General features: G+C 66.6%; 25 protein-coding genes. 11 read left to right on the forward strand and 14 right to left on the reverse strand.

What is annotated here, in order from left to right; all coding sequences use genetic code 11:
• The first annotated feature begins 15 nt into the window (after nt 1–15).
• Nucleotides 16–636, forward strand: a complete 621-nt coding sequence (locus ACRYLO_RS14830) for a class I SAM-dependent methyltransferase (RefSeq protein ID WP_482660863.1) — start codon at nt 16–18, stop codon at nt 634–636.
• Here ACRYLO_RS14830 and ACRYLO_RS14835 read toward each other — a convergent pair.
• Both ACRYLO_RS14835 and ACRYLO_RS14840 read right to left on the reverse strand, forming a co-directional pair.
• Nucleotides 633–1214, reverse strand: a complete 582-nt coding sequence (locus ACRYLO_RS14835) for a hypothetical protein (RefSeq protein ID WP_482660864.1) — start codon at nt 1212–1214, stop codon at nt 633–635. The two genes, ACRYLO_RS14830 and ACRYLO_RS14835, sit on opposite strands and share 4 nt — an antisense overlap.
• Complete coding sequence (locus ACRYLO_RS14840; RefSeq protein ID WP_482660865.1) at nt 1211–1981, reverse strand: SDR family oxidoreductase; 771 nt, start codon at nt 1979–1981, stop codon at nt 1211–1213. The genes ACRYLO_RS14835 and ACRYLO_RS14840 overlap by 4 nt, the downstream gene beginning before the upstream one ends.
• 58 nt (nt 1982–2039) lie before the next feature.
• On the opposite strand from ACRYLO_RS14840, the gene ACRYLO_RS14845 reads away from it, so the two are divergent.
• Together ACRYLO_RS14845 and ACRYLO_RS14850 are read left to right on the forward strand one after the other, a co-directional pair.
• Nucleotides 2040–2807 carry an ATP-binding cassette domain-containing protein gene (locus ACRYLO_RS14845; protein ID WP_482660866.1) on the forward strand — a complete coding sequence of 256 codons (768 nt, stop codon included), beginning with the start codon at nt 2040–2042 and terminating at the stop codon, nt 2805–2807.
• The gene (locus ACRYLO_RS14850; protein ID WP_482660867.1) at nt 2804–4330 is read left to right on the forward strand and encodes an ABC transporter permease/substrate-binding protein; all 1527 of its coding nucleotides are present in this window, start codon (nt 2804–2806) and stop codon (nt 4328–4330) included. Before ACRYLO_RS14845 ends, ACRYLO_RS14850 begins: the two co-directional genes overlap by 4 nt.
• Here the strand turns inward: ACRYLO_RS14850 and ACRYLO_RS14855 are convergent.
• Nucleotides 4327–4617: a 4a-hydroxytetrahydrobiopterin dehydratase gene (locus ACRYLO_RS14855; protein ID WP_066660334.1), complete on the reverse strand. Its 291-nt coding sequence runs from the start codon at nt 4615–4617 to the stop codon at nt 4327–4329. The two genes, ACRYLO_RS14850 and ACRYLO_RS14855, sit on opposite strands and share 4 nt — an antisense overlap.
• 38 nt (nt 4618–4655) lie before the next feature.
• On the opposite strand from ACRYLO_RS14855, the gene ACRYLO_RS14860 reads away from it, so the two are divergent.
• From ACRYLO_RS14860 to ACRYLO_RS14870, 3 genes are read left to right on the forward strand one after another with little or no spacing between them, the layout of a single operon-like run.
• The gene (locus tag ACRYLO_RS14860) at nt 4656–5066 is read left to right on the forward strand and encodes a metallopeptidase family protein (RefSeq protein ID WP_482660868.1); all 411 of its coding nucleotides are present in this window, start codon (nt 4656–4658) and stop codon (nt 5064–5066) included.
• Complete coding sequence (gene ccmA, locus ACRYLO_RS14865; protein WP_482660869.1) at nt 5063–5647, forward strand: heme ABC exporter ATP-binding protein CcmA; 585 nt, start codon at nt 5063–5065, stop codon at nt 5645–5647. Before ACRYLO_RS14860 ends, ccmA begins: the two co-directional genes overlap by 4 nt.
• On the forward strand, nt 5644–6288 hold the full coding sequence (locus ACRYLO_RS14870) for a heme exporter protein CcmB (RefSeq protein WP_482660870.1): 645 nt from the start codon (nt 5644–5646) through the stop codon (nt 6286–6288). The genes ccmA and ACRYLO_RS14870 overlap by 4 nt, the downstream gene beginning before the upstream one ends.
• A 297-nt stretch (nt 6289–6585) precedes the next feature.
• Here ACRYLO_RS14870 and ACRYLO_RS14875 read toward each other — a convergent pair whose 3' ends face one another.
• The 9 genes from ACRYLO_RS14875 to ACRYLO_RS14915 form a co-directional block, all read right to left on the reverse strand.
• On the reverse strand, nt 6586–7455 hold the full coding sequence (locus tag ACRYLO_RS14875) for a class I SAM-dependent methyltransferase (protein ID WP_482660871.1): 870 nt from the start codon (nt 7453–7455) through the stop codon (nt 6586–6588).
• 183 nt (nt 7456–7638) lie between these two features.
• Complete coding sequence (thrC, locus tag ACRYLO_RS14880) at nt 7639–9039, reverse strand: threonine synthase (RefSeq protein WP_482660872.1); 1401 nt, start codon at nt 9037–9039, stop codon at nt 7639–7641.
• A gap of 42 nt (nt 9040–9081) precedes the next feature.
• The gene (locus ACRYLO_RS14885; protein ID WP_482661753.1) at nt 9082–9675 is read right to left on the reverse strand and encodes an SURF1 family protein; all 594 of its coding nucleotides are present in this window, start codon (nt 9673–9675) and stop codon (nt 9082–9084) included.
• A gap of 47 nt (nt 9676–9722) precedes the next feature.
• The gene (locus ACRYLO_RS14890; RefSeq protein ID WP_482660873.1) at nt 9723–10097 is read right to left on the reverse strand and encodes a DUF983 domain-containing protein; all 375 of its coding nucleotides are present in this window, start codon (nt 10095–10097) and stop codon (nt 9723–9725) included.
• Entirely contained in the window at nt 10097–11017 is a 921-nt protein-coding gene (locus ACRYLO_RS14895; RefSeq protein ID WP_482660874.1) for a cytochrome c oxidase subunit 3, read from the reverse strand. Before ACRYLO_RS14895 ends, ACRYLO_RS14890 begins: the two co-directional genes overlap by 1 nt.
• Before the next feature lie 41 nt (nt 11018–11058).
• Nucleotides 11059–11610: a cytochrome c oxidase assembly protein gene (locus ACRYLO_RS14900; RefSeq protein WP_482660875.1), complete on the reverse strand. Its 552-nt coding sequence runs from the start codon at nt 11608–11610 to the stop codon at nt 11059–11061.
• 7 nt (nt 11611–11617) lie between these two features.
• Nucleotides 11618–11764: a hypothetical protein gene (locus ACRYLO_RS14905; protein WP_294015536.1), complete on the reverse strand. Its 147-nt coding sequence runs from the start codon at nt 11762–11764 to the stop codon at nt 11618–11620.
• Nucleotides 11761–12663 (reverse strand): heme o synthase, encoded by a 903-nt coding sequence (locus tag ACRYLO_RS14910; RefSeq protein ID WP_482660876.1) that lies wholly within the window; start codon nt 12661–12663, stop codon nt 11761–11763. The genes ACRYLO_RS14905 and ACRYLO_RS14910 overlap by 4 nt, the downstream gene beginning before the upstream one ends.
• Before the next feature lie 41 nt (nt 12664–12704).
• Entirely contained in the window at nt 12705–13619 is a 915-nt protein-coding gene (locus tag ACRYLO_RS14915) for an acyl-CoA desaturase (RefSeq protein ID WP_482660877.1), read from the reverse strand.
• A gap of 86 nt (nt 13620–13705) precedes the next feature.
• Here ACRYLO_RS14915 and ACRYLO_RS14920 point away from each other — a divergent pair, with 86 nt between their 5' ends.
• Nucleotides 13706–14026: a metalloregulator ArsR/SmtB family transcription factor gene (locus tag ACRYLO_RS14920; protein WP_482660878.1), complete on the forward strand. Its 321-nt coding sequence runs from the start codon at nt 13706–13708 to the stop codon at nt 14024–14026.
• 75 nt (nt 14027–14101) lie between these two features.
• On the opposite strand, the gene ctaD is transcribed toward ACRYLO_RS14920, so the two are convergent.
• The gene (gene ctaD / locus ACRYLO_RS14925) at nt 14102–15778 is read right to left on the reverse strand and encodes a cytochrome c oxidase subunit I (RefSeq protein ID WP_482660879.1); all 1677 of its coding nucleotides are present in this window, start codon (nt 15776–15778) and stop codon (nt 14102–14104) included.
• Between the two features lie 2 nt (nt 15779–15780).
• On the reverse strand, nt 15781–16923 hold the full coding sequence (gene coxB, locus ACRYLO_RS14930; RefSeq protein ID WP_482660880.1) for a cytochrome c oxidase subunit II: 1143 nt from the start codon (nt 16921–16923) through the stop codon (nt 15781–15783).
• 205 nt (nt 16924–17128) lie between these two features.
• Between coxB and pyrE the strand changes: the two genes are divergently transcribed.
• The 4 genes from pyrE (at nt 17129) to lepB (ending at nt 19841) form a co-directional block, all read left to right on the forward strand.
• On the forward strand, nt 17129–17713 hold the full coding sequence (gene pyrE / locus ACRYLO_RS14935; RefSeq protein WP_482660881.1) for an orotate phosphoribosyltransferase: 585 nt from the start codon (nt 17129–17131) through the stop codon (nt 17711–17713).
• The gene (locus tag ACRYLO_RS14940) at nt 17710–18438 is read left to right on the forward strand and encodes a pyridoxine 5'-phosphate synthase (RefSeq protein ID WP_482660882.1); all 729 of its coding nucleotides are present in this window, start codon (nt 17710–17712) and stop codon (nt 18436–18438) included. The genes pyrE and ACRYLO_RS14940 overlap by 4 nt, the downstream gene beginning before the upstream one ends.
• A gap of 127 nt (nt 18439–18565) precedes the next feature.
• Nucleotides 18566–18976, forward strand: coding sequence for a holo-ACP synthase (gene acpS, locus ACRYLO_RS14945; protein WP_482660883.1), 411 nt, complete (start codon nt 18566–18568; stop codon nt 18974–18976).
• A gap of 10 nt (nt 18977–18986) precedes the next feature.
• Nucleotides 18987–19841 (forward strand): signal peptidase I, encoded by an 855-nt coding sequence (lepB, locus tag ACRYLO_RS14950; RefSeq protein ID WP_482660884.1) that lies wholly within the window; start codon nt 18987–18989, stop codon nt 19839–19841.

Consider the following 19841-nt stretch of genomic DNA (forward strand, 5'->3'; position numbering starts at 1 on the left):
GGTCATGCCCGGCGCATGGACGCGGTCTATGCAGCGCAACGGCACATCTATGACGCGACGCGCAAATATTATCTGCTCGGGCGCGACCGGCTGATCGATGAGCTCGCGCCGCCCCCGGGAGGCGCGGTGCTGGAGGTCGGGTGCGGCACTGCGCGCAACCTGATCCTTGCCGCGCGGCGCTGGCCGCAGGCGCGCTTCTATGGCGTCGACATTTCCGAAGCGATGCTGGAGACCGCGCGCGCGAAGGTGGCCAAGGCCGGGCTGTCCGACCGGATCGCGCTGGCGCAAGGCGATGCCACGGCGTTTGATCCGCAGACGCTGTTCGGCGTTGCGGCATTCGACCGGGTGTTTGCGAGCTATACGCTGTCGATGATCCCCGACTGGGTCGGCGCAATCGCCCAGGGCGCGCGCGTGCTGGCGCCGGGCGGGGTGCTGCACATTGTCGATTTCGGGCAGCAGGAGCGGATGCCGCAGTGGTGGCGACGGATGTTGTTCGGCTGGCTCGACCGGTTCCACGTTACCCCGCGCCGCGAGCTGCCGGTGGCGCTGCGCCATGTCAGCCGCGAGCAGGGGCGCGAGTTCGGGTTCGAGACGCTGCTACGCGGCTACGCCTGGGCCGGAACGATCCGGGCCTAGTCCTTCCAGCCCCATGGCAGCGGCGGCGTATCGATCGGCTTGGTCAGGTCGAACTCCACCCGGAAATGGCGGCCGGGTCGGCGCAGCTCATAGGCAAAGCGCGTCGGCGTCACCTCCATCGCCCAGACATTGGTGACCGATACGGCGCGATCATTGGCGCGGAACAGCGCGATCGAATCGGCGTCGACCGGGAAATCCTGCCGCTCCGCCGTCCCGGGCGTGGCGGTGTCGCCGCCATACATGGTGAGGACATCGCTGGTGCCGTCCTGATGCCGGTGGTCGTGCTTCAGCCGGACGCCGGTCGCAGTACGGGTGAGCACCCAGGTGCGCGAGCGATCCTCGCCGACATGGAAGGGGATACGCACGCGGTCGGACTCGCACGCGGCGACATGCATCACCAGCGGCTTGCCCGCGAAGTCCGCATCGGCAGCGTCGGTGGTGACGACGCGCCCGGCATAGGCCTTGCCGCAATGCGTCGCGATCGCCTGCATGAAGCGGTCCTGCGGGTCGGGCGCGCGCCCCTGCCCGGCGCAGCCGGTGAGTGCGAGCGCGGCGGTGGCGCAGAGCAGGACTCTCATTTGCCGCCCCGCGCCTGTTTGCGCATCGACCCGCGCATGAAGCGCGATGCGAACCACATGCGGCGCGCGGTCTTGCCGACCAAGGTGTGGAGCCGGTCGCCATGCACCGCTTCCCAGGCGAGCCGCGCTGCTTCCTCCACCGGGGTGAATTCCAGCCGGGCCGCCTTCACGCGTTCGCGCATCGTCGAATTGCTGCCCACCGGCAGGCCGTCGAGGATCGCGGTGTCGATGAAGCTGGGCAACAGCGCGCGGACGCGGATGCCGTCGGCGACCCATTCGGCGTCGAGCGATTCGGTAAAGCCGCGCACGGCGAACTTGGTCGCCGAATAGATCGCGACCCCGCCCGTGCCATAGATGCCCGCCGCCGAGGCAGTGTTGAGCAAACAGCCGCCGCTGGACTTCAGATATTTATGCCCGGCATGCGCGCCCCACACCACACCCATCAGGTTGATGTCGACGCAGCGTTGCAGTTCATCCACCGGCGTGTCGGCGAACACCCCGCCGACGCCGATCCCGGCATTGTTGAACAGGACGTCGATGCGCCCGGCGACCGCCGCGAACTCGGCAAGCGCGACGTCCCAGGCCGCGCGGTCGCGCACGTCGAGCGTGTGCGTCGAAACCGGCGCATCGCCGAGCAGCGCGGCGGTTTCCGCCATTCCCGCTTCGCTGATGTCGGCAAGCCCGACGCGCCAGCCCTGTGCGGAAAAGTAGCACGCGACCGCACGCCCGATTCCCGAACCGCCGCCGGTGATGAAGATCGCCTGCATGGCGTCCCCTCCTGTATATTTTTGACCTAGCGTGGATCATTCCTCACAATGCGCGCCGATGCCAGCGCAAACCGGCCCCGCCATCGCCCTGAGCGACGTTTCCAAGGCATTTGGCGCGACGATCGCGCTCGATCGCGTGTCGCTGAATATCGCGCCGGGCAGCTTCATTGCGCTGGTCGGACAGTCGGGATCAGGAAAATCCACGCTTCTCAAGACGATAAACCGGCTGGTCGCGCCAGACCATGGAACGGTGACGATCGATGACGCGGCCGTCGACCGGGACGCACCGCATCTGCTTCGCCGCCGAATCGGATATGTATTTCAGTCGATTGGGCTGTTTCCACACATGACTGTCGCGGAAAATATCGCGATCGGGCTGCGTATCGCAGGCGCGCGCGACGCGGACGCCCGAGTCGCGGAGCTGTTGACGCTGGTCGATCTGCCCGGCGATGTTGCGGCGCGCATGCCCGATCAGCTGTCGGGCGGGCAGCGCCAGCGCGTCGGCGTGGCGCGCGCGCTGGCCACTGCGCCGGGATGCCTGTTGATGGACGAACCGTTCGGTGCGCTCGATCCCGTCACGCGCGATGAGCTCGGCCGGGCGGTGCGCGCGCTGCACGACCGGCTGGGCCTCACCACGGTGATGGTGACGCACGACATGGCCGAGGCACTGTTGCTCGCCGACCGGGTGCTGGTGATGCAGGCGGGGCGGATCGTCGCCGATGCGACCCCGGCGGCATTGGCGCGCGGCGAAGGCGGGCCGGAGGCGCAGGCGCTGATCGCCGTGCCGATGCGCCAGGCCGATGCGCTGGAGGCGCTGAAGGCATGAGCACCGCCTTTAGCCGCGTGCCCGAATTGATGGCGAGCCATTTGCTGCTGGCGATGGCGGCGATGGCGCTGGGGATCGCGATCAGCCTGCCGCTGGCGGTGGCGGCGGCGCGCAACGCGACGCTGGGGCGGATCGTGCTCGGCGCGGCCAGCCTGATCCAGACGATTCCGTCGCTGGCGCTGCTTGCGTTGTTCTACCCCGTGCTGCTGGCGCTGCGCGGTCTGGTCGGCGACTGGCTGCCGGCGCTCGGCTTCCTCCCTGCTTTGCTGGCGCTGACGCTGTATGCGATTTTGCCGGTACTGCGGAATGCGACGACGGCGCTGGTGACGCTTGACCCGGCGTTGCGCGAGGCGGCGGACGGGGTGGGCATGACCGCATGGCAGAAATTGCGGCTGGTCGAAGCGCCGATCGCCGCACCGGTGGTGATGGCGGGCATCCGCACCGCCGCAACCTGGACGATCGGGGCGGCGACGCTGTCGACCACCGTGGGGCAACCGAGCCTGGGCGACCTGATCTTTGCCGGATTGCAGACGCAGAACTGGGCGCTGGTGCTGGCGGGGTGCATCGGCGCGGCCGCACTGGCGCTGGGCGTGGACCTGATCCTGAGCGTGGCCGAGGGCGGGATCCGTGAACGCAAGCCGATGCTGGTGCGGATGAGCGCAGGGACACTGCTCGCAGCACTCTGCGCCGCCGCTTTCGCGCTGGCCCCGGCGGCAGGCGGCCAGACGGTGGTGGTGGGCGCCAAGGGCTTTTCGGAGCAATTCATCCTGGCCCGACTGATCGGCCAGCGGCTGGAGGCGGCGGGTTATCGCGTCGAATATCGCGAGGGGCTGGGGTCGGCGGTGGCGTTCGGAGCGCTCGCGGGGGGCGATGTCGATGTCTATGTCGATTATTCGGGCACGATCTGGACCAACCAGATGAAGCGCAGCGACGTGCCGCCGCGTGAGGCGATCGTGGCGGGGGTCGGTGACTGGGTGAAGGCGGAACATGGCGTCGGCATGCTGGGGTCGCTCGGCTTCGAAAATGCCTATGCCTTTGCGATGCGCGGCGACGACGCGCGGCGGCGCGGAATCGCGACGTTGGCCGATCTGGCGGCGCAGGCACCGCAGCTGGACCTGGCCACCGATGTCGAATTTCTGGAGCGGCCCGAGTGGCGCGCGGTGCGCGATGCCTATGGCCTGCGTTTCAAGTCCGCGCGGCCCTATCAGCCGACCTTCATGTACCGCGCGCTGGCGAGCGAGCGGGCGGATGTGATCCCGGCCTTTTCCTCCGACGGGCGGATCGCGGCGGACAAACTGGTCGTGCTGGACGATCCCAAGGGGGCGATCCCCGGCTATGACGCGATCCTGCTGGTCGCGCCGGATCGGGCGGAGGATGCGCGGTTTCAGGCGGCACTGCGTCCGCTGGTCGGCAAGATCCCGGTCGAAGCGATGCGCGAGGCGAATTTGATGGTCGACCGGGACGCGGACAAGAAGTCGCCGGATGAGGCGGCGCAGTGGTTGGCGGCTAAGGTCGGGCTTTAATCTACCAGTGCGTCGATCGCACGGGCCATGTCGATGTCGCGGCCCGACAGGCCGCCGGCGTCATGCGTGGTCAGCAGGATGTCGACGCGGTTCCAGACGTTCGACCATTCGGGGTGATGGTCGGCCTTTTCGGCGAGCAGCGCGACTTGCGTCATGAACGCGAAGGCCTGGCTGAAATCGTCGAAGGTGAAGCTGCGCGTGATCGCGTCGCGGCCGGTGTCGTGATCCCATTCCGGCAGCCCTTCGAGCGCGTCGTCGCGTTCCGCCTGGCTCAGTTGTTCGACCATTCTTCCCCTCCGCAGTTCAGTGCGGCATAGCCGGGGCCATGACCGCTGTGACCGAGACCTTTGCGCCAAGTGCCGAACAGATGGAAGCGCTCGCGCGCGCGGCGCTGGCGCGGATTCCCGAGCCGTTTGCCAGTCACCTGCCCGACATCGTGCTGATCGTCGAGGACTTCGCGGACGAGGACGTGTTGCGCGAGATGGGGATGGAGGATCCGTTCGAGCTGACCGGCCTCTATTCGGGGCGGCCGGTGGGCGAGAAGGAGGGGTTCGCGATCGGCGAAATCCCGCAGCCCGACACGATCCACCTCTACCGCGTCCCGCTGCTCGCCGAATGGGTCGAGACCGGCGTGAGCCTGGAGGCGCTGGTCACGCATGTCGTGGTGCATGAGGTGGGGCATCATTTCGGACTGAGCGACGACGCCATGCACGCGCTGGAAGACAGCGTCGCGTGAGCGATTGCGGCGTCCGGCTGGAGGGCGTGGCGTGTGCGCGCAGCGGGCGGATGCTGTTCGAGGGACTCGATCTGAACCTTGAGCCGGGTGGCGGATTGCTGGTGACCGGGCCGAATGGCGCGGGCAAGTCGAGTTTGATCCGCATCCTTGCGGGGCTGTTGCGGCCGAGTGCGGGGCGGGTTTCGGTAACCGGCGAGCGCGCGCTGCTGGCCGAGGCGGCGGGGCTGGACCCGGAATTGCCCGTTGGCGAGGCGTTGCGGTTCTGGGCCGGGCTGGATGGGCGGCGCGATGCGGTCGCGGGGGCGCTAGAGGCGGTCGGACTGCCGCACCTCTATCCGGTACCCGTGCGCATGCTGTCGACCGGGCAGCGCAAACGCGTCGGGATTGCGCGGGTGGTGGCGAGCGGCGCGCCGATCTGGCTGCTCGATGAGCCCGCCAATGGCCTGGATCATGGCGCGATCGGGGTGCTGGGCGGGCTGATCGCGGCGCATCGTGCGGCGGGCGGGATCGCGGTGGTGGCGACGCATTTGCCGATCCGGATGCAGGGCGCGGGCGAAATCGTGATCGGGGGTGGCGCGTGAGCGGGTTCGGCGCACTGGTCGCGCGGGAATTGCGCCGGGCATGGGCGGCCGGGGGCCTGACGCTGCCGATCGCCTTTTTCCTGCTGGTCGCCGTGTTGTTTCCGTTCGCGGTTGGGCCGGAGCCGAAATTGCTGGCGCGGATCGGCGGCGGGGTGATCTGGGCGGCGGCGCTGCTCGCGGCGCTGTTGCCGGTCGAGCGACTGGTGGCGCCCGATCTGGAATCCGGCGTGCTCGATCAGCTTGCGGTGCGCGGCTGGAATGACGCGAGCGTCGCGGCGGCGAAGATCGTCGGGCATTGGCTGGGCTTTGCCCCTGCCCTGCTGCTGGCATGCGCGGTGGCGAGCGGGTTGCTGAACCTGTCGCTGGAACAGGCGCTGGCGGCGGGGCTCAGCCTGCTAATCGGCACGCCGGGGCTGGCGGCCTTGGGCGTCGCGACTGCCGCACTGACGGCGGGGCTGCGCGGCGCGGGCGCGGTGGCGGGGCTGGTGATGCTCCCCTTCGCGGTGCCGCTGCTGATCTTTGGCGCGGGGGCGATGGGGAATGATCCGAGCGCGGTGAAGCTGCTGGGCGCGGTGAGCTTGTTGCTGGTGGCAGGGTGCCCGTTCGTGGCGGGCGCGGCGATGCGGATGGGGCGGGGGTAAGTGGCGAATTTCATCCCAACCAACTGCATGATCGGCGGCAGAAAGGACCGCCTGGCTCTTCGCAAGCGCTTCTGTGCTCGTAACCGACTGCTCCTTGAACCGGTGAACCGACGGCCGAGGTTCGGGTACGTACACTACAAGGTCAGGATCCCCGCGGGATTGCCCAAAGAGCGCGCGCTTCGGATCGCGCGCGCAATGAAGGCGCGCCGTACGCAGTTGAAGTTGACGCACGTGGCGAACGCGCTGTGCAAATATGCTGGGCGCCCTATCGGACCAAAGGCGAAGCGCCTCCGGTAATCACCGGCTCCACCGCGCAAAGATCGCAGTCGGGAGCACCAGCCCCCGAGCCTCCTCCCGCACACCAAGCTCCCCGCATTCCACCTTGCCGCCGAGGTCGGCGAAATGCTGGTTGAGCAACTCGCCAATCGCCAGCGCCGACATGCGAATCGCGTAGACGGTGAGGAACAGGAAGCGCGAATCACCGTCGAGCAGCTGGCGGCAATCGGCGATCAGGCCGGGGAGGTCGCGTTCGAGTTGCCACACTTCGCCGGTCGGGCCGCGGCCATATTTGGGCGGGTCGAGCAGGATGCCGTCATAACGGCGGCCGCGGCGTACCTCGCGTGCGACGAACTTGGCGGCGTCGTCGATGATCCAGCGCACCGGCTTGTCGGTCATCCCCGATAGCGCGGCGTTGCCCTTGGCCGCCTCGACCGATTTCTTCGACGCATCGATATGGACGAGTTTCGCGCCCGTTGCCGCCATCGCCAGCGTGCCGACGCCGGTATAGCCGAACAGGTTCATGACCTCGGGCGCGTCGACCCCTGCGGTCTGTTCGCGCATCCAGCTCCACACCGGGGCCATGTCGGGGAAGAAGCCGAGATGGCGGAAGGGGGTGGTTTGGGCTGTAAACTTCGCCTCGTTCCAGGCGAGCGGCCAGCCTTCGCGCGGGACGGGTTTGGTGAACACCCAGCGGCCGCCACCCTCGTCATCGGGCGCGGGCATGAATTCGCCATGCGCGTCCCAGTCGGGCGACGCGGGCGCCCACATCGCCTGCGGCTCGGGGCGGATGAAGCGGTAATCGCCATAGCGTTCGAGCTTGCGGCCATGGCCTGAGTCGACGAGGCCGTAATCGGCCCAGGGCTCGCCGGTGAGGGTGATGAGGTTCATGGCGTGCCCCATAACCATTCCTCCCCTGCAAGGGGAGGGGGACCATGCGAAGCATGGTGGAGGGGCCGCCCCGCAGAGGGCGGAATTTTGTCGAGCTGTCCACGGCCGTCTGCGCGGCCGCCCCTCCACCACTCGCTTCGCGAGCGGTCCCCCTCCCCTGAGCAAGCTCAGGGGAGGAATGGATCAGGATTTGGGCGTCGCCCGCTCCGCCACGTAAGCGGTGATCGCGTCGAACGTCGCGGGGAGGACGTCGTAGCGTTCCTCACGGTCGAACAGGTCGCCGACGCGGGGGGGCAGGGTCGGGCGGATGCCGGTGGCGCGCTCGACCGCGTCGTCGAACTTGGCCGGGTGGGCCGTCGCGAGGGTGACGATCGGCACGTGCGGCGGGAGCGCGACGCGCTGCGCCGCGGCGAGGCCGATGGCGGTGTGGGGGTCGAGGACCTCGTCGGCGCGGGCATGTGCCCAGGCCATGGCGCGCGACATGTCGTCGGCCTCGATCCGGTCGCTGGCGAAGAGCGATGCCGCGCCCTGTTGCTGGGCGTTGGTCAGGCGCATCGCCTTGCTCGATTCGAATCCGGCCATCTGCGCCGCGAGCGCGGGGCCGTCACGCCCGGCCAGGTCGAACAACAGGCGTTCGAAGTTCGAGCTGACCTGAATGTCCATGCTCGGCGCGGCGGTCGGGGTGACGGTGCCGGCGGAATAGTCGCCGCTCGACAATGCGCGGTGGAGGATGTCGTTGACGTTGGTCGCGACGATCAGCTTGGCGACCGGCAGCCCCATCTTGGCCGCGACGTACCCTGCGAACACATCGCCGAAATTGCCGGTGGGGACGCTGAACGCCACTTCGCGTTGCGGCGCACCCAAGCGGACGGCGGCGTAGAAATAATAGACCACCTGCGCCATCAGCCGCGCCCAGTTGATCGAATTGACCGCGGTGACGTGGAAGCGGCCCGAGAAGCCGGGGTCGTTGAACATCGCCTTCACGAGGCGCTGGCCATCGTCGAAGCTGCCCTCGATCGCGATATTGTGGACGTTCGGCGCGAGCACGGTGGTCATCTGGCGGCGCTGGACGTCGCTCACCCGCCCTTTGGGGTGGAGCATGAAGATGTCGATCCCCTCACGCCCCGCCACCGCGTCGATCGCCGCGGAGCCAGTGTCGCCGCTGGTCGCGCCGACGATGGTGAGGTGCCGGTTGGTGCCGGTCAGGAACTTTTCGAACAACAGCCCGAGCAGCTGGAGGGCGACATCCTTGAACGCGAGCGTGGGGCCGTGGAACAGTTCCAGCAGGAAATGGCGGTGGTCGAGCTGGACCAGCGGGGTCACCGCATCATGGCTGAACCGGCCATAAGCGCGGGTGCACAGGTCGCGCAGCTCGGCTTGCGTCAGGCTGCCCGCGACGAACGGGGCCATGACGCGCACCGCCGTCTCGACGTACGACAGGCCCGCCATGTCGGCGATCTGGTCGGCGGTGAAGCGCGGCCATTCGACGGGAATGTAGAGGCCGCCGTCGCTCGCAAGACCAGCGAGGGTGACTTCACGGAAATCGAGTTCGGGCGCGGTGCCGCGCGTGCTCTGGTAGCGCATGGCGGGGGAACTAGCCCCCGCGCTGGCATGCGGCAAGAAAGACTAGCTTTGCGGGGGCGCGGGTGGCGATGCGGCGCGACGCGCGCGAAGGCGCAACGCGAGCAGATAGATCACCACCGCGATGCCCGCGAACAGGAACCACTGCACCGCATAGGCCAAGTGGTTGTTCGGCACGCTCGACGGGTCGGGCGGGGCGCTGGCCGACAGGCCCGGCGCGGGGGCGTCGGCGACGAGCATCAGGTTGCGGGGCGGGCGCTTGGTGAACAGCGATGCCAGCAGCGGCGTCGAATCGGGGGCGTGGGTGATGGTTCCGGTGACCGGGCCGCCCTTCCATGCCGGCTTCACGCCGGGGGCGCTGCTGACGCCCAGGTCGACCTTGACGCTCATCCCCTCGGCCCCGGTGCGGCAGTCGGCGAGGTGGCGCCAGCCGCTCTTGCCGCTGGCGTCGCGCCCGGCCTGTTCGGTCCAGCCGGCGACCTCGAGGCACATCAGCCCGGCGCGGCGGAACAGGTGTTCGTCCCCGACCGGTGGGCTGGGGAAGGCCATTGCGGGCAGATCGCGGTTGGCGGCGAGGCGGGAGATCAGCGCCTCTTTCTCCCCGCGCCGGTCGAGCTGCCAGATGCCGAGGCCGATCATCGCCGCGACGGCTAGGCCGACCAATATCGTGGGGAACAGCGGCAGTTTCACGCCTCGGGGCCCTTTAGCCGCCCTTCACGCGCGGCGTTGCGATATTCGAGCGCGAGCAGCGCGCCCTTGGCCCAGCGCAGGCTGAAGATCACCAGCAGCAGGGTGAGCGGGGGCCAGATCAGCAAATGCAGCCATAACGGCGGTTCGGCCGCGAGCTCGAGCCACACCGACAGGACGACGATGATCGTGCCGACGATCAGCGTCAGGAACGCCGCCGGGCCATCGCCGACGTTGAAGGCGGCATAGTCGAGCCCGCACTTCGGGCAGCGATCGGCAAACTTGACCCAGCCCGCAAACAGAGAGGGCGCGCCGCATTGCGGACACGCCCCCTTGAATGCCGACTCCGTCACCGGAGGTGCGGTGTGGTCCATCAGCCGTGAACCGGCGCGCCCCAGCCGCCCCACACATAGACGGCAACGAAGAGGAACAGCCACACGACGTCGACGAAGTGCCAATACCACGCCGCCGCTTCGAACCCGAAATGCTGGCGCGGGGTGAAATCGCCCTGATAGGTGCGCAGCAGGCAGACCATCAGGAAGATGGTGCCGACGATGACGTGGAAGCCGTGGAACCCGGTCGCCATGTAGAAGGCCGACGAATAGTTCGACTTGCCGAACACGAACGGCGCATGGGCATATTCGTAATATTGGATATAGCTGAAGATCAGGCCGAGGATGATCGTCAGCCACAGGCCCTTTTTGACCACGTCATCCGCACCCACGCCGATCGCGCCCCACAGACCCTTCATCGCGCCGCCGCGCTGATTGTGGATCAGGCCGTGATGCGCCCAGGTGATGGTCGTTCCCGACAGCAGCAGGATGAAGGTGTTGAGCAACGGCAGCTGGAACGCGTCGAGCACTTCGATGCCCTTGGGCGGGAATTGCGCGGCAATACCCTGCGCGATTTCGACCACCCCGGCGGGCTCGCCTGCGACCTGCTGCAGTGCGACCGGGAACAGCGCGAAGTCGAACCATGCCCAGAACCAGCCGACGAAGAACATCACTTCCGACGCGATGAACAGGATCATGCCATAGCGCAGGTGGAGCTGGACAACGGGGGTATGGTCGCCGGCCTTTGCCTCGCGCACCACTTCGACCCACCACGACGCCATACAGAACAGGAGGGCGGCAAGACCCGAGAGCATCACCCACAGACCGGTCGGGTTTTCCTCAAAGTTCATTTTCATGAACATGAGCCCGCCGACGGCCAGCCACAGGGCGGCGAACGATGTGAGCATCGGCCACGGGCTGGGCGGGAGAATGTGGAAATCGTGGTTCTTGGCGCCTGCCATCGTCCGTCCCTGTTCGTTTCTGGCGTTGTTCGTCGGCTTCCCTAGCCCTTGGGCTTGGCGGAATCCACTGGGTAAAATGTGTAGGAGAGCGTGATCTTTTGAATGTCCTTCGTATCCGGATCGGTCATGATCTTCGGATCGACGAAATAGATCACCGGCATGCGCACCGTCTCACCGGGCTTGAGCGTCTGTTCGGTGAAGCAGAAGCACTGGATCTTGCTGAAATATTTGCCCGCGGCCTCGGGCGTGACGTTGTAGGTCGCGGTGCCGGTGATCGGCACGGTGCCGGTGTTGGTCGCGGTGTAGAACGCCATGTCGCGCGCGCCGATCGAGATCGTGTCGGACGCGAGTTCGGGCTTGAACTTCCAGGTCAGCGCCGGGCTCACATTGGAATCGAACGCGACGGTGATCTTGCCGTCGACCGCGCCGGGGGCGGCATCGGCGCGCATCGTCGTGCCGCCAAAGCCGGTCACCTGACAGAAGAGCCGGTAGAGCGGGACGCTGGCAAAGGCGAGGCCGGTCATGAAGAGAACGCCGAGCACCGCCAGCATTGCGGTGCGTAGTTTCCGATCCTGGGGGAGGGCTGCGATCATCTGGCTCTCACTGCGCGCGAAGGGGCATGCCGGCCTGAATCTTCACGATGCTGATCGCGAAGACGAGGATGACGAAGGCGAACAACAGGATCGCGAGTATGCGGGCACGCGATTTCTGGCGGGCCTGGATCAGCTCTTGGTCGTCGGGGGTCATGCCATGATCCTATCGGCGGCAACCGCGCCGAACAAGATGAAGAGATACGAGATCGAATAGGCGAAGAGCCGCTTTTCGGGCTTCATCGCATCATTGTCGGTGGCCATGCGGGTTGCGACATGGAGCGCGAGCAACCCGAACAAAACGGTCGTGGCGATCGAGACGATGCCATAGAGGCTGCCGGTCAGGCCGAGCGGCCAGGGCGCGATCGCCGCGACCGCCATCGGAATGGTGTACAGCCCGATCTGGACCCGCGTCGCCTTCTCTCCCGCCACAACGGGCAGCATCGGGACGCCGGCATTGGCGTAATCGGTCTTCACGAACAGCGCGAGCGCCCAGAAATGCGGCGGGGTCCAAAGGAAGACGAGGCCAAACAGCAGCACGGGCAACAGCGCGACATCGCCAGTCGCCGCGGCCCAGCCGATCAGGGGCGGAAACGCCCCGGCCGCGCCGCCGATCACGATATTCTGGGGCGTGCGGCGCTTGAGCCAGACGGTGTAGACCAGCACGTAGAACAGGATCGACAGCAGCAGGATGCCGGCCGCGACATAATTGACCGCAAGCCCCATCAGGATGACCGACAGCGCCGCGACGCCGACGCCGAAATGGAGCGCCGACTGGCGGTCCATGCGCCCGGCGGGAAGCGGGCGGCTCTGCGTCCGCTTCATCTTCGCGTCGAGATCCGCCTCATACCATTGGTTGAGCGCCCCGGCCGCGCCGGCACCCAAGGCAATGCACAGGATCGCGGTGAAGCCGATCACCGGATGAATCGCGACGGGTGCCGCGAGCATGCCGCACAGGCCGGTGAACACGACGAGGCTCATCACGCGCGGCTTGGTCAGCGCAAGGAAATCGCGCCAGTCGGCGGGGATGGTCAGGGCGTGGTTGGCGACGGACATTTGTGGGGGGCTATAGGCGCGGTTGGAGCGCGGGGGAAGGGTCACGGCAACACAGGTTCGAGCTTGCCCCGACGTCCCACCATGCCGGCCGGAGTTCGGATGTCCCACGCGAGGCCGAGACGCGCGAGGAGAAGGATGAACATATAGCCCCAGTCGCTCTGACCGGGGTGGATGCCAATCCGCGCCGAGCCCGGAAACGCATGGTGATTATTGTGCCATGCCTCCCCCATTGTCGGGATCGCCGCCCAGGGCACATCATGCGCCTGAACCCCGGCGTCGCGCACCAGCCAGCTTTGCGGCCCGCGGCGATGGGCAAGATGGCCGACGAACCAGTGGCCGCTGACACAGACACTGACTCGCAGACAGACGCCCCAGATCACCCACGCCCACCCGCCGATTGTGAACAGCACGAGAGCGAGCGGAAGCTGTTGGCAGCGCCAAGTACGTTCGAGCCAGCGATAGGCACGACTCTCGCCCGTCGCGCCGGGATCGAAGCCGGGCGGGTGATCGAGGACGAGGCGGCAGTGAAGCTGCCACCATGCATCCTTGAGCATCGATTCGCGGTGGGCCAGATAGGGATGGCAGTCAGGCTGACGCTGTGCCCAATCGCGCAGGTCGTGCGTGCGGAGCATGCCGATCGGTCCGGCCAGACCCACCAGAACACCCGCATACACCAGCGCGAACTCAAGCCATCGGGGGCAGTCGAAACTCCGATGAATCAATCGGCGGTGCATTCCGACGCTATGTCCCGCGAGCAACGTCGCCCCCGTGAGCACGACGAAGATGGCAACGGCACTCCAACTGACCGTTAGAGGGACCCCGACAAGCGCGATGCCGAGCATGCCTCCGTTCCAGATCGAGGTCTCGGGGTCCCACCGCACGACGCCTGAAACTGGAGAGCAGCCGGGCACTTCAACGATGGAGCGCACCGGTGGATCATCGTCAAACACGGTCATGGCGGCCGACTCTCAATTAATTAGGTAATAGCTTAATTATCTAAATGCCGTTGTCAATCGCCGCAGGAACCCATAGGTTGTCAGCGATGCAGAAGGTATTCGAAGCGTTGGCGTCGGCACCGCGCCGCAAGATTCTCGCCTATCTTTCCGAGGCGGAGCTCAGCGCGGGTGAAATTGCCGCGCGGTTCGACATGTCGAAGCCAGCGGTATCGCAGCATCTGTCGATCCTCGAGAACGCCGGACTGATCAGCAGCGAGAAGCGCGGGCAATATGTCTATTACCGGCTGATCCCGGACGCGCTGGCAAACACGTTGAATGGCTATGTGCAGCAGGTGTGCCCGGTGTCGCGCCCGCTGAAAGCGGAGAGTGCGCGGATCGCACGGGATCGCGAACAAGACACCGACTAGTCTGACACACGACCGCAAAAACAAAACGCCCCGGAGTTTCCTCCGAGGCGTTTTGCATTTCAGCCGTCGCCGACCTCAGTGATGCTTGTCGTCATCGATGATCGGCAGGGTTTCGAACTGGTGGAACGGCGGCGGGCTGGACAGGGTCCATTCCAGCGTCGTTGCGCCCTCGCCCCAGGGATTGTCGGGCGCCTTCTTGCCGGCGGCGAGCGACCAGAACAGGTTGACGAAGAAGATCGCCATACCCGCCAGCATGATCACATAGCCCCAGCTCGAAATCTCGTTCCAGTACGCGTAGGCGTCCGGATAGTCCGGATAGCGGCGCGGCATGCCCTGCAGGCCCAGGAAGTGCTGCGGGAAGAACAGCACGTTCACGCCGACGAAGAACACCCAGAAGTGCAGCTGGCCGAGCAACTCGCTGTACATCTTCCCGAACATCTTCGGGAACCAGTAGTAGAAGCCCGCGAACAGGCCGAACACTGCGCCCAGCGAGAGCACATAGTGGAAGTGCGCGACCACGTAATAGGTGTCGTGCATGTAATCGTCGACGCCGCCATTCGCGAGCACGACGCCGGTGACGCCGCCCACGGTGAACAGGAAGATGAAGCCGATCGCCCAGACCATCGGGGTCTTGAAGCTCATCGACCCACCCCACATCGTCGCGATCCACGAGAAGATTTTGATGCCGGTCGGCACCGCGATGATCATCGTCGCGGCGGTGAAGTACATCTTCACGTTCACGCTCATGCCGGTGGTGAACATGTGGTGCGCCCACACCACGAAGCCGACCACGCCGATCGCGACCATGGCATAGGCCATGCCGAGATAGCCAAACACCGGCTTGCGGCTGAAGGTCGACACGATCTGGCTGACGATACCGAAGCCCGGCAGGATCATGATGTACACTTCGGGGTGACCGAAGAACCAGAACAGATGCTGGTACAGCACCGGATCGCCGCCACCCGAGGGATCGTAGAAGGTGGTGCCGAAGTTACGGTCGGTCAGCAGCATCGTGATCGCGGCGGCCAGCACCGGGAGCGCGAGCAGCAGCAGGAAGGCGGTGATCAGCACCGACCACACAAACAGCGGCATCTTATGCAGGGTCATGCCCGGCGCGCGCATGTTGAAGATGGTGGTGATGAAGTTGATCGCGCCGAGGATCGAGCTGGCACCGGCGAGATGGAGCGACAGGATCGCCATGTCGACCGCCGGCCCGGGTGCGCCATAAGTCGAAAGCGGCGCATAGACCGTCCAGCCCACGCCTGCGCCGCCCTCAAAAAAGGGCGAGGCCAGCAACAGCAGGAATGCCGGAACGAGCAGCCAGAAGGACAGGTTGTTCATGCGCGGGAACGCCATGTCCGGCGCGCCGATCATGATCGGCACGAACCAGTTGCCAAAGCCGCCGATCATGGCGGGCATGACCATGAAGAACACCATGATCAGGCCGTGGGCGGTGATCAGCACGTTCCAGAAGTGGAGCGATTGGTCGAAGGTCTGCGGACCGCCATGGACGATTTCCGCAATCCAGCCGAGATGCTGGATGCCGGGTTCAGCCAGCTCGAGGCGCATCACGCCCGAGATGGCACCGCCGATGATCCCCGCGATGATCGCGAAGATCAGGTACAGCGTGCCGATGTCCTTGTGGTTGGTCGACAGGAACCAGCGCGCAAAGAATGCGGGCTTGTGATCCGCGTCGTGATGGTGGTCGTCATGTGCCTGAAAGGCGTGCGCGTCGCGTGCTGCGTCGGTCATGCTCAATTGTCCGTGTTGCCGGTGGCGGCTTGATTGGTGGTCGCGCCCGCGGCGGTCGCGTCGACGGTGGCGTTGCCAGCGGGAACGATGCCGTTCGCCGGAGTCGCGGTGTCGTCGGCGGCATCGCTACCCGGCTGAGCCGGCGTGGCGGCAGAGGGCTTGTTGGCCGACGGCATGGTGCCGCCCTTGGCCGCGATCCACTGCGCGAAGACCTCGGGGCTCACCGCCTCGACCACGATCGGCATGTACGCGTGACGCGCGCCGCACAGCTCGCTGCACTGGCCGAAATAGACGCCGGGCTTGTCGACGGTGAAGCTGGTTTCGTTGAGGCGGCCGGGGATCGCATCCATCTTGATCCAGAAGGCGGGAACCGCCCAGCTGTGGATCACGTCATTGGCGGTGGCGATCAGGCGGATCGGGGTGCCGACCGGCACGACGATGCGATTGTCGACCGCGAGCAGGCGCGGGCCGTCGACATCGGTGCGGAAGCGCTCGCCGGCCTTAACCTCGCTCTGTTCCTTGAGCATGTTGGCGGTGATCGAAATGCCGCCATGGTCGGGATATTCGTACGACCAGTACCACTGATTGCCGATCGCCTTGATCGTCACGGCATTGTCGGGCGCGGGCTTGAACTGCTTGGCGAGCAGCGCGATCGACGGCCAGGCGATGAAGGCGAGGATCAGCACCGGCACCGCGGTCCAGATGATTTCGATCATCGTGTTATGGCTGGTCTTCGACGGGACCGGGTTGGCCTTGCGGCGATAGCGAACGATGGTCCAGACCAGCAGGAACAGCACGAAGATCGAGATCGCGGTGATGATCGGGAGCAGGATGTTGTTGTGGAAGCCCGCCGCGCTCTCACCCAGCTTCGTCGCCTGCGGCTGAATGCCGAGCTTGCCGTCGACCGGCATGCCGATGCCGGCGACCGGCCCATTTTTATGCGTGCCGTCGGGGTTGAGCGTGGGGTCGGCGACCTTCGCCGGAGCCGGAGCCGCCGCATCGGCGGGGGCCGTCGCAGCGGGTGCCTCCGCCGGAGTCGCTGCCACTGCCTCTGGCGCGGCGGGCGCGGTCTGTGCTTGGGCCATGCCCCCGGCGAGCGCGAGGCCCGCAGCCAGCACGATCGCCTTCAATCCATGCATGCGCATCGTCTCAATAAACCCCTGTCCTTCTGGCCCCTGTACGGGGGCGCCGGCTTTTCCGGTCGCGCGGACGCAATTCGCCCGTCGAGGCTGGCCTATAGCACCTCGCGCGCACGCCTCAAGCTGTCCGCCGCTCTTTTTGATACCGTAGTTGCGGGGGGACTGCCCGGACCCTAGATGCTCGGCCAACGACAAGAGCGGGGATGACGGCGTGACCGAAGACGAGGTGCTGGGCGAATTCCGGGTGGCAGAGGCGCTGCTGGAAGGGCATTTCATCCTGTCATCGGGGCTGCGCAGCCCACGTTACCTGCAATGCGCCCGCGTGCTGATGAACCCGCGCCGCGCCGCGCGACTGGCACAGGCGGTGGCGGCGAAGATTCCCGCCGAGCTGCGTTCGCGGATCACCGCGGTCGTGTCCCCGGCGATGGGCGGGGTGATTGCGGGACAGGAAGTCGCCCGCGCGCTCGATGTCGACGCGATGTTCGTCGAGCGGCCCACCGGCACCTTCGAGCTGCGGCGCGGTTTTCGCCTGACCCCGGGGCAGCAGGTACTGATGATGGAAGACGTCGTCACCACCGGCCTGTCATCGCGTGAGGCGATGAAGGCGATTGCGGAGGCCGGGGGCGAGGTGATCGCCGCCGCGTCGCTAGTCGATCGCTCCAACGGCACCGCCGATCTGGGCGTCCCCTTCTTCCCGCTGATCCGCCTCGACGTGCCGAGCTATGCGGCCGACGCGCTCCCGCCCGAGCTGGCGGCGATCCCGGCGATCAAGCCGGGCAGCCGGGCGGCCGTATGATGGGGCACCTGCGCCTTGGCGTGAACATCGACCATGTCGCCACGGTGCGCAATGCGCGTGGGAGCGGCTATCCCGATCCGGTGCGGGCGGCGCTGCTTGCGGCAGAGGCCGGGGCGGACGGGATCACGGCGCATCTGCGCGAGGACCGGCGGCACATCACCGACGACGATATCGCGCGGCTGGCGGCGGAGCTGACCATCCCGCTCAACCTGGAAATGGCGGCGACCGACGAGATGCTGGCGATCGCGCTGCGCCATCGCCCGCACGCCGCGTGCATCGTGCCCGAGCGGCGCGAGGAGCGCACGACCGAAGGCGGGCTGGACGCGGCGGGGCAGCATAATGTGCTCGCGCCGATGGTGAGCGAACTCAAGGGGGCGAATATCCGTGTGTCGCTGTTCATCGAGCCCGATCCGGCACAGATCGAGGCGGCGATCCGGCTGGGCGCGCCGGTCGTGGAATTGCACACCGGCCGCTATTGCGAGCTGGAGGGTGAGGCGCAGACCGCCGAGCTGCGCCGCATCGCCGATGCCGCGGCGCTGGCGGCGAAGAACGGGATCGAGGTGCATGCCGGGCATGGCCTGACGTTCGACAATGTCGTGCCGATCGCGGCGATCCCACAGCTGGCCGAACTGAATATCGGGCATTTCCTGATCGGCGAGGCGATCTTTGAGGGGCTCGCCCCGGTGGTGAAGCGGATGCGCGACCTGATGGATGCTGCGCGGTGAGTAGCGGCAGCCTTTCCCCCCTCCCGCTTGCGGGAGGGGTCGGGGGAGGGCCTGTCCTCCTCCACCCGGCGCGCGGCATGTTGACAGGCCCTCCCCCAGCGCCTCCCGCAAGCGGGAGGGGAGCTTTATGATCATCGGCATCGGATCGGACCTGTGCAACATCGAGCGGATCCAGAACTCGCTCGACCGGTTCGGGATGCGGTTCGAGCAGCGCGTGTTTACCGAGGTCGAGCTGCGCAAGGCGGCGCGGCGGCCAATGAACTATGCCGCAACGCTCGCGAAACGTTTTGCTGCCAAAGAAGCTTTTTCGAAGGCGGTCGGGACCGGTTTCAAGTCTGGCGTGTTAATGCGCGATATCGGCGTGGTCAACGCGCCGTCGGGTGCGCCGACGCTGGCGCTGACCGGGGGTGCCAAGGCGCGGCTTGACGCGATGACGCCACCGGGTCACGTCGTGAAGGTGCATCTGACGCTGACCGACGACCACCCCTGGGCACAGGCGCTGGTGATGATCGAGGCGCTGCCCGTTGCGGGCGAGTAGAGGGACGGGAATGGCCGAACATCTGGCGGCGACGGGCGAGCAGGAGCAGCAGCGCAGCGGCACCGATTGGTGGGGCGAGGCGCGCGGCATCTTCTGGCTGGTGCTCGCCGTGCTCGGCTTTCACAGCCTGGTCGCCAAGCCATTCTATATTCCGTCGGAATCGATGATGCCATCATTGCTGGTCGGCGACCGGCTGGTAGTGAGCAAATATCCCTATGGATACAGCTATGTCACCCCGACCTTCCACATCCTGCCGTTCATCCAGGGGCGGTTGTTCGGGAGCCTGCCCGAGCGCGGCGACATCGTCATTCTGACCCCGACCGACGCGCGATCGGACTATATCAAGCGGGTGATCGGCCTGCCCGGTGACACGGTCGAGATGTATGGCGGCATCCTGTATCTGAACGGACGTCAGGTGCAGCGCGAGAAGCTCGGCATCCGCGCGCTCAAGGTCGATGGCAATTTGACCTGCGACAAGGATCATTATCCCGGCGCGCTGGGGCGCAACGCGGTGGGCGAGCTGGTCTGCAATGTCGAGATCGTGCGCGAAACGCTGCCCAACGGCAAAAGCTACGACACGATCGACATCGGGCCGACGCGCGCCGACAATTTTCCCGCCGTGCGCATTCCCGCCGGTCATGTCTGGCTGATGGGTGACAATCGCGACAACAGCGCCGACAGCCGGATGTCGCAGGCGCAGCTGGGGCTGGGCGGCGCGGTTCCGGTGGAGAATATCGGCGGCCGGGCGGAGTTCATCACCTTCAGCCTCGACGGCAGCGCCAGCTGGAACCCGCTCAGCTGGGCAGGCTCGTTCCGGTCAGGCCGCGCGGGCACGTCGCTGCACCCCGATAGCGCTGCGCAATAA

The organism is Sphingomonas sp. SDUR79, assembly GCF_056821745.1.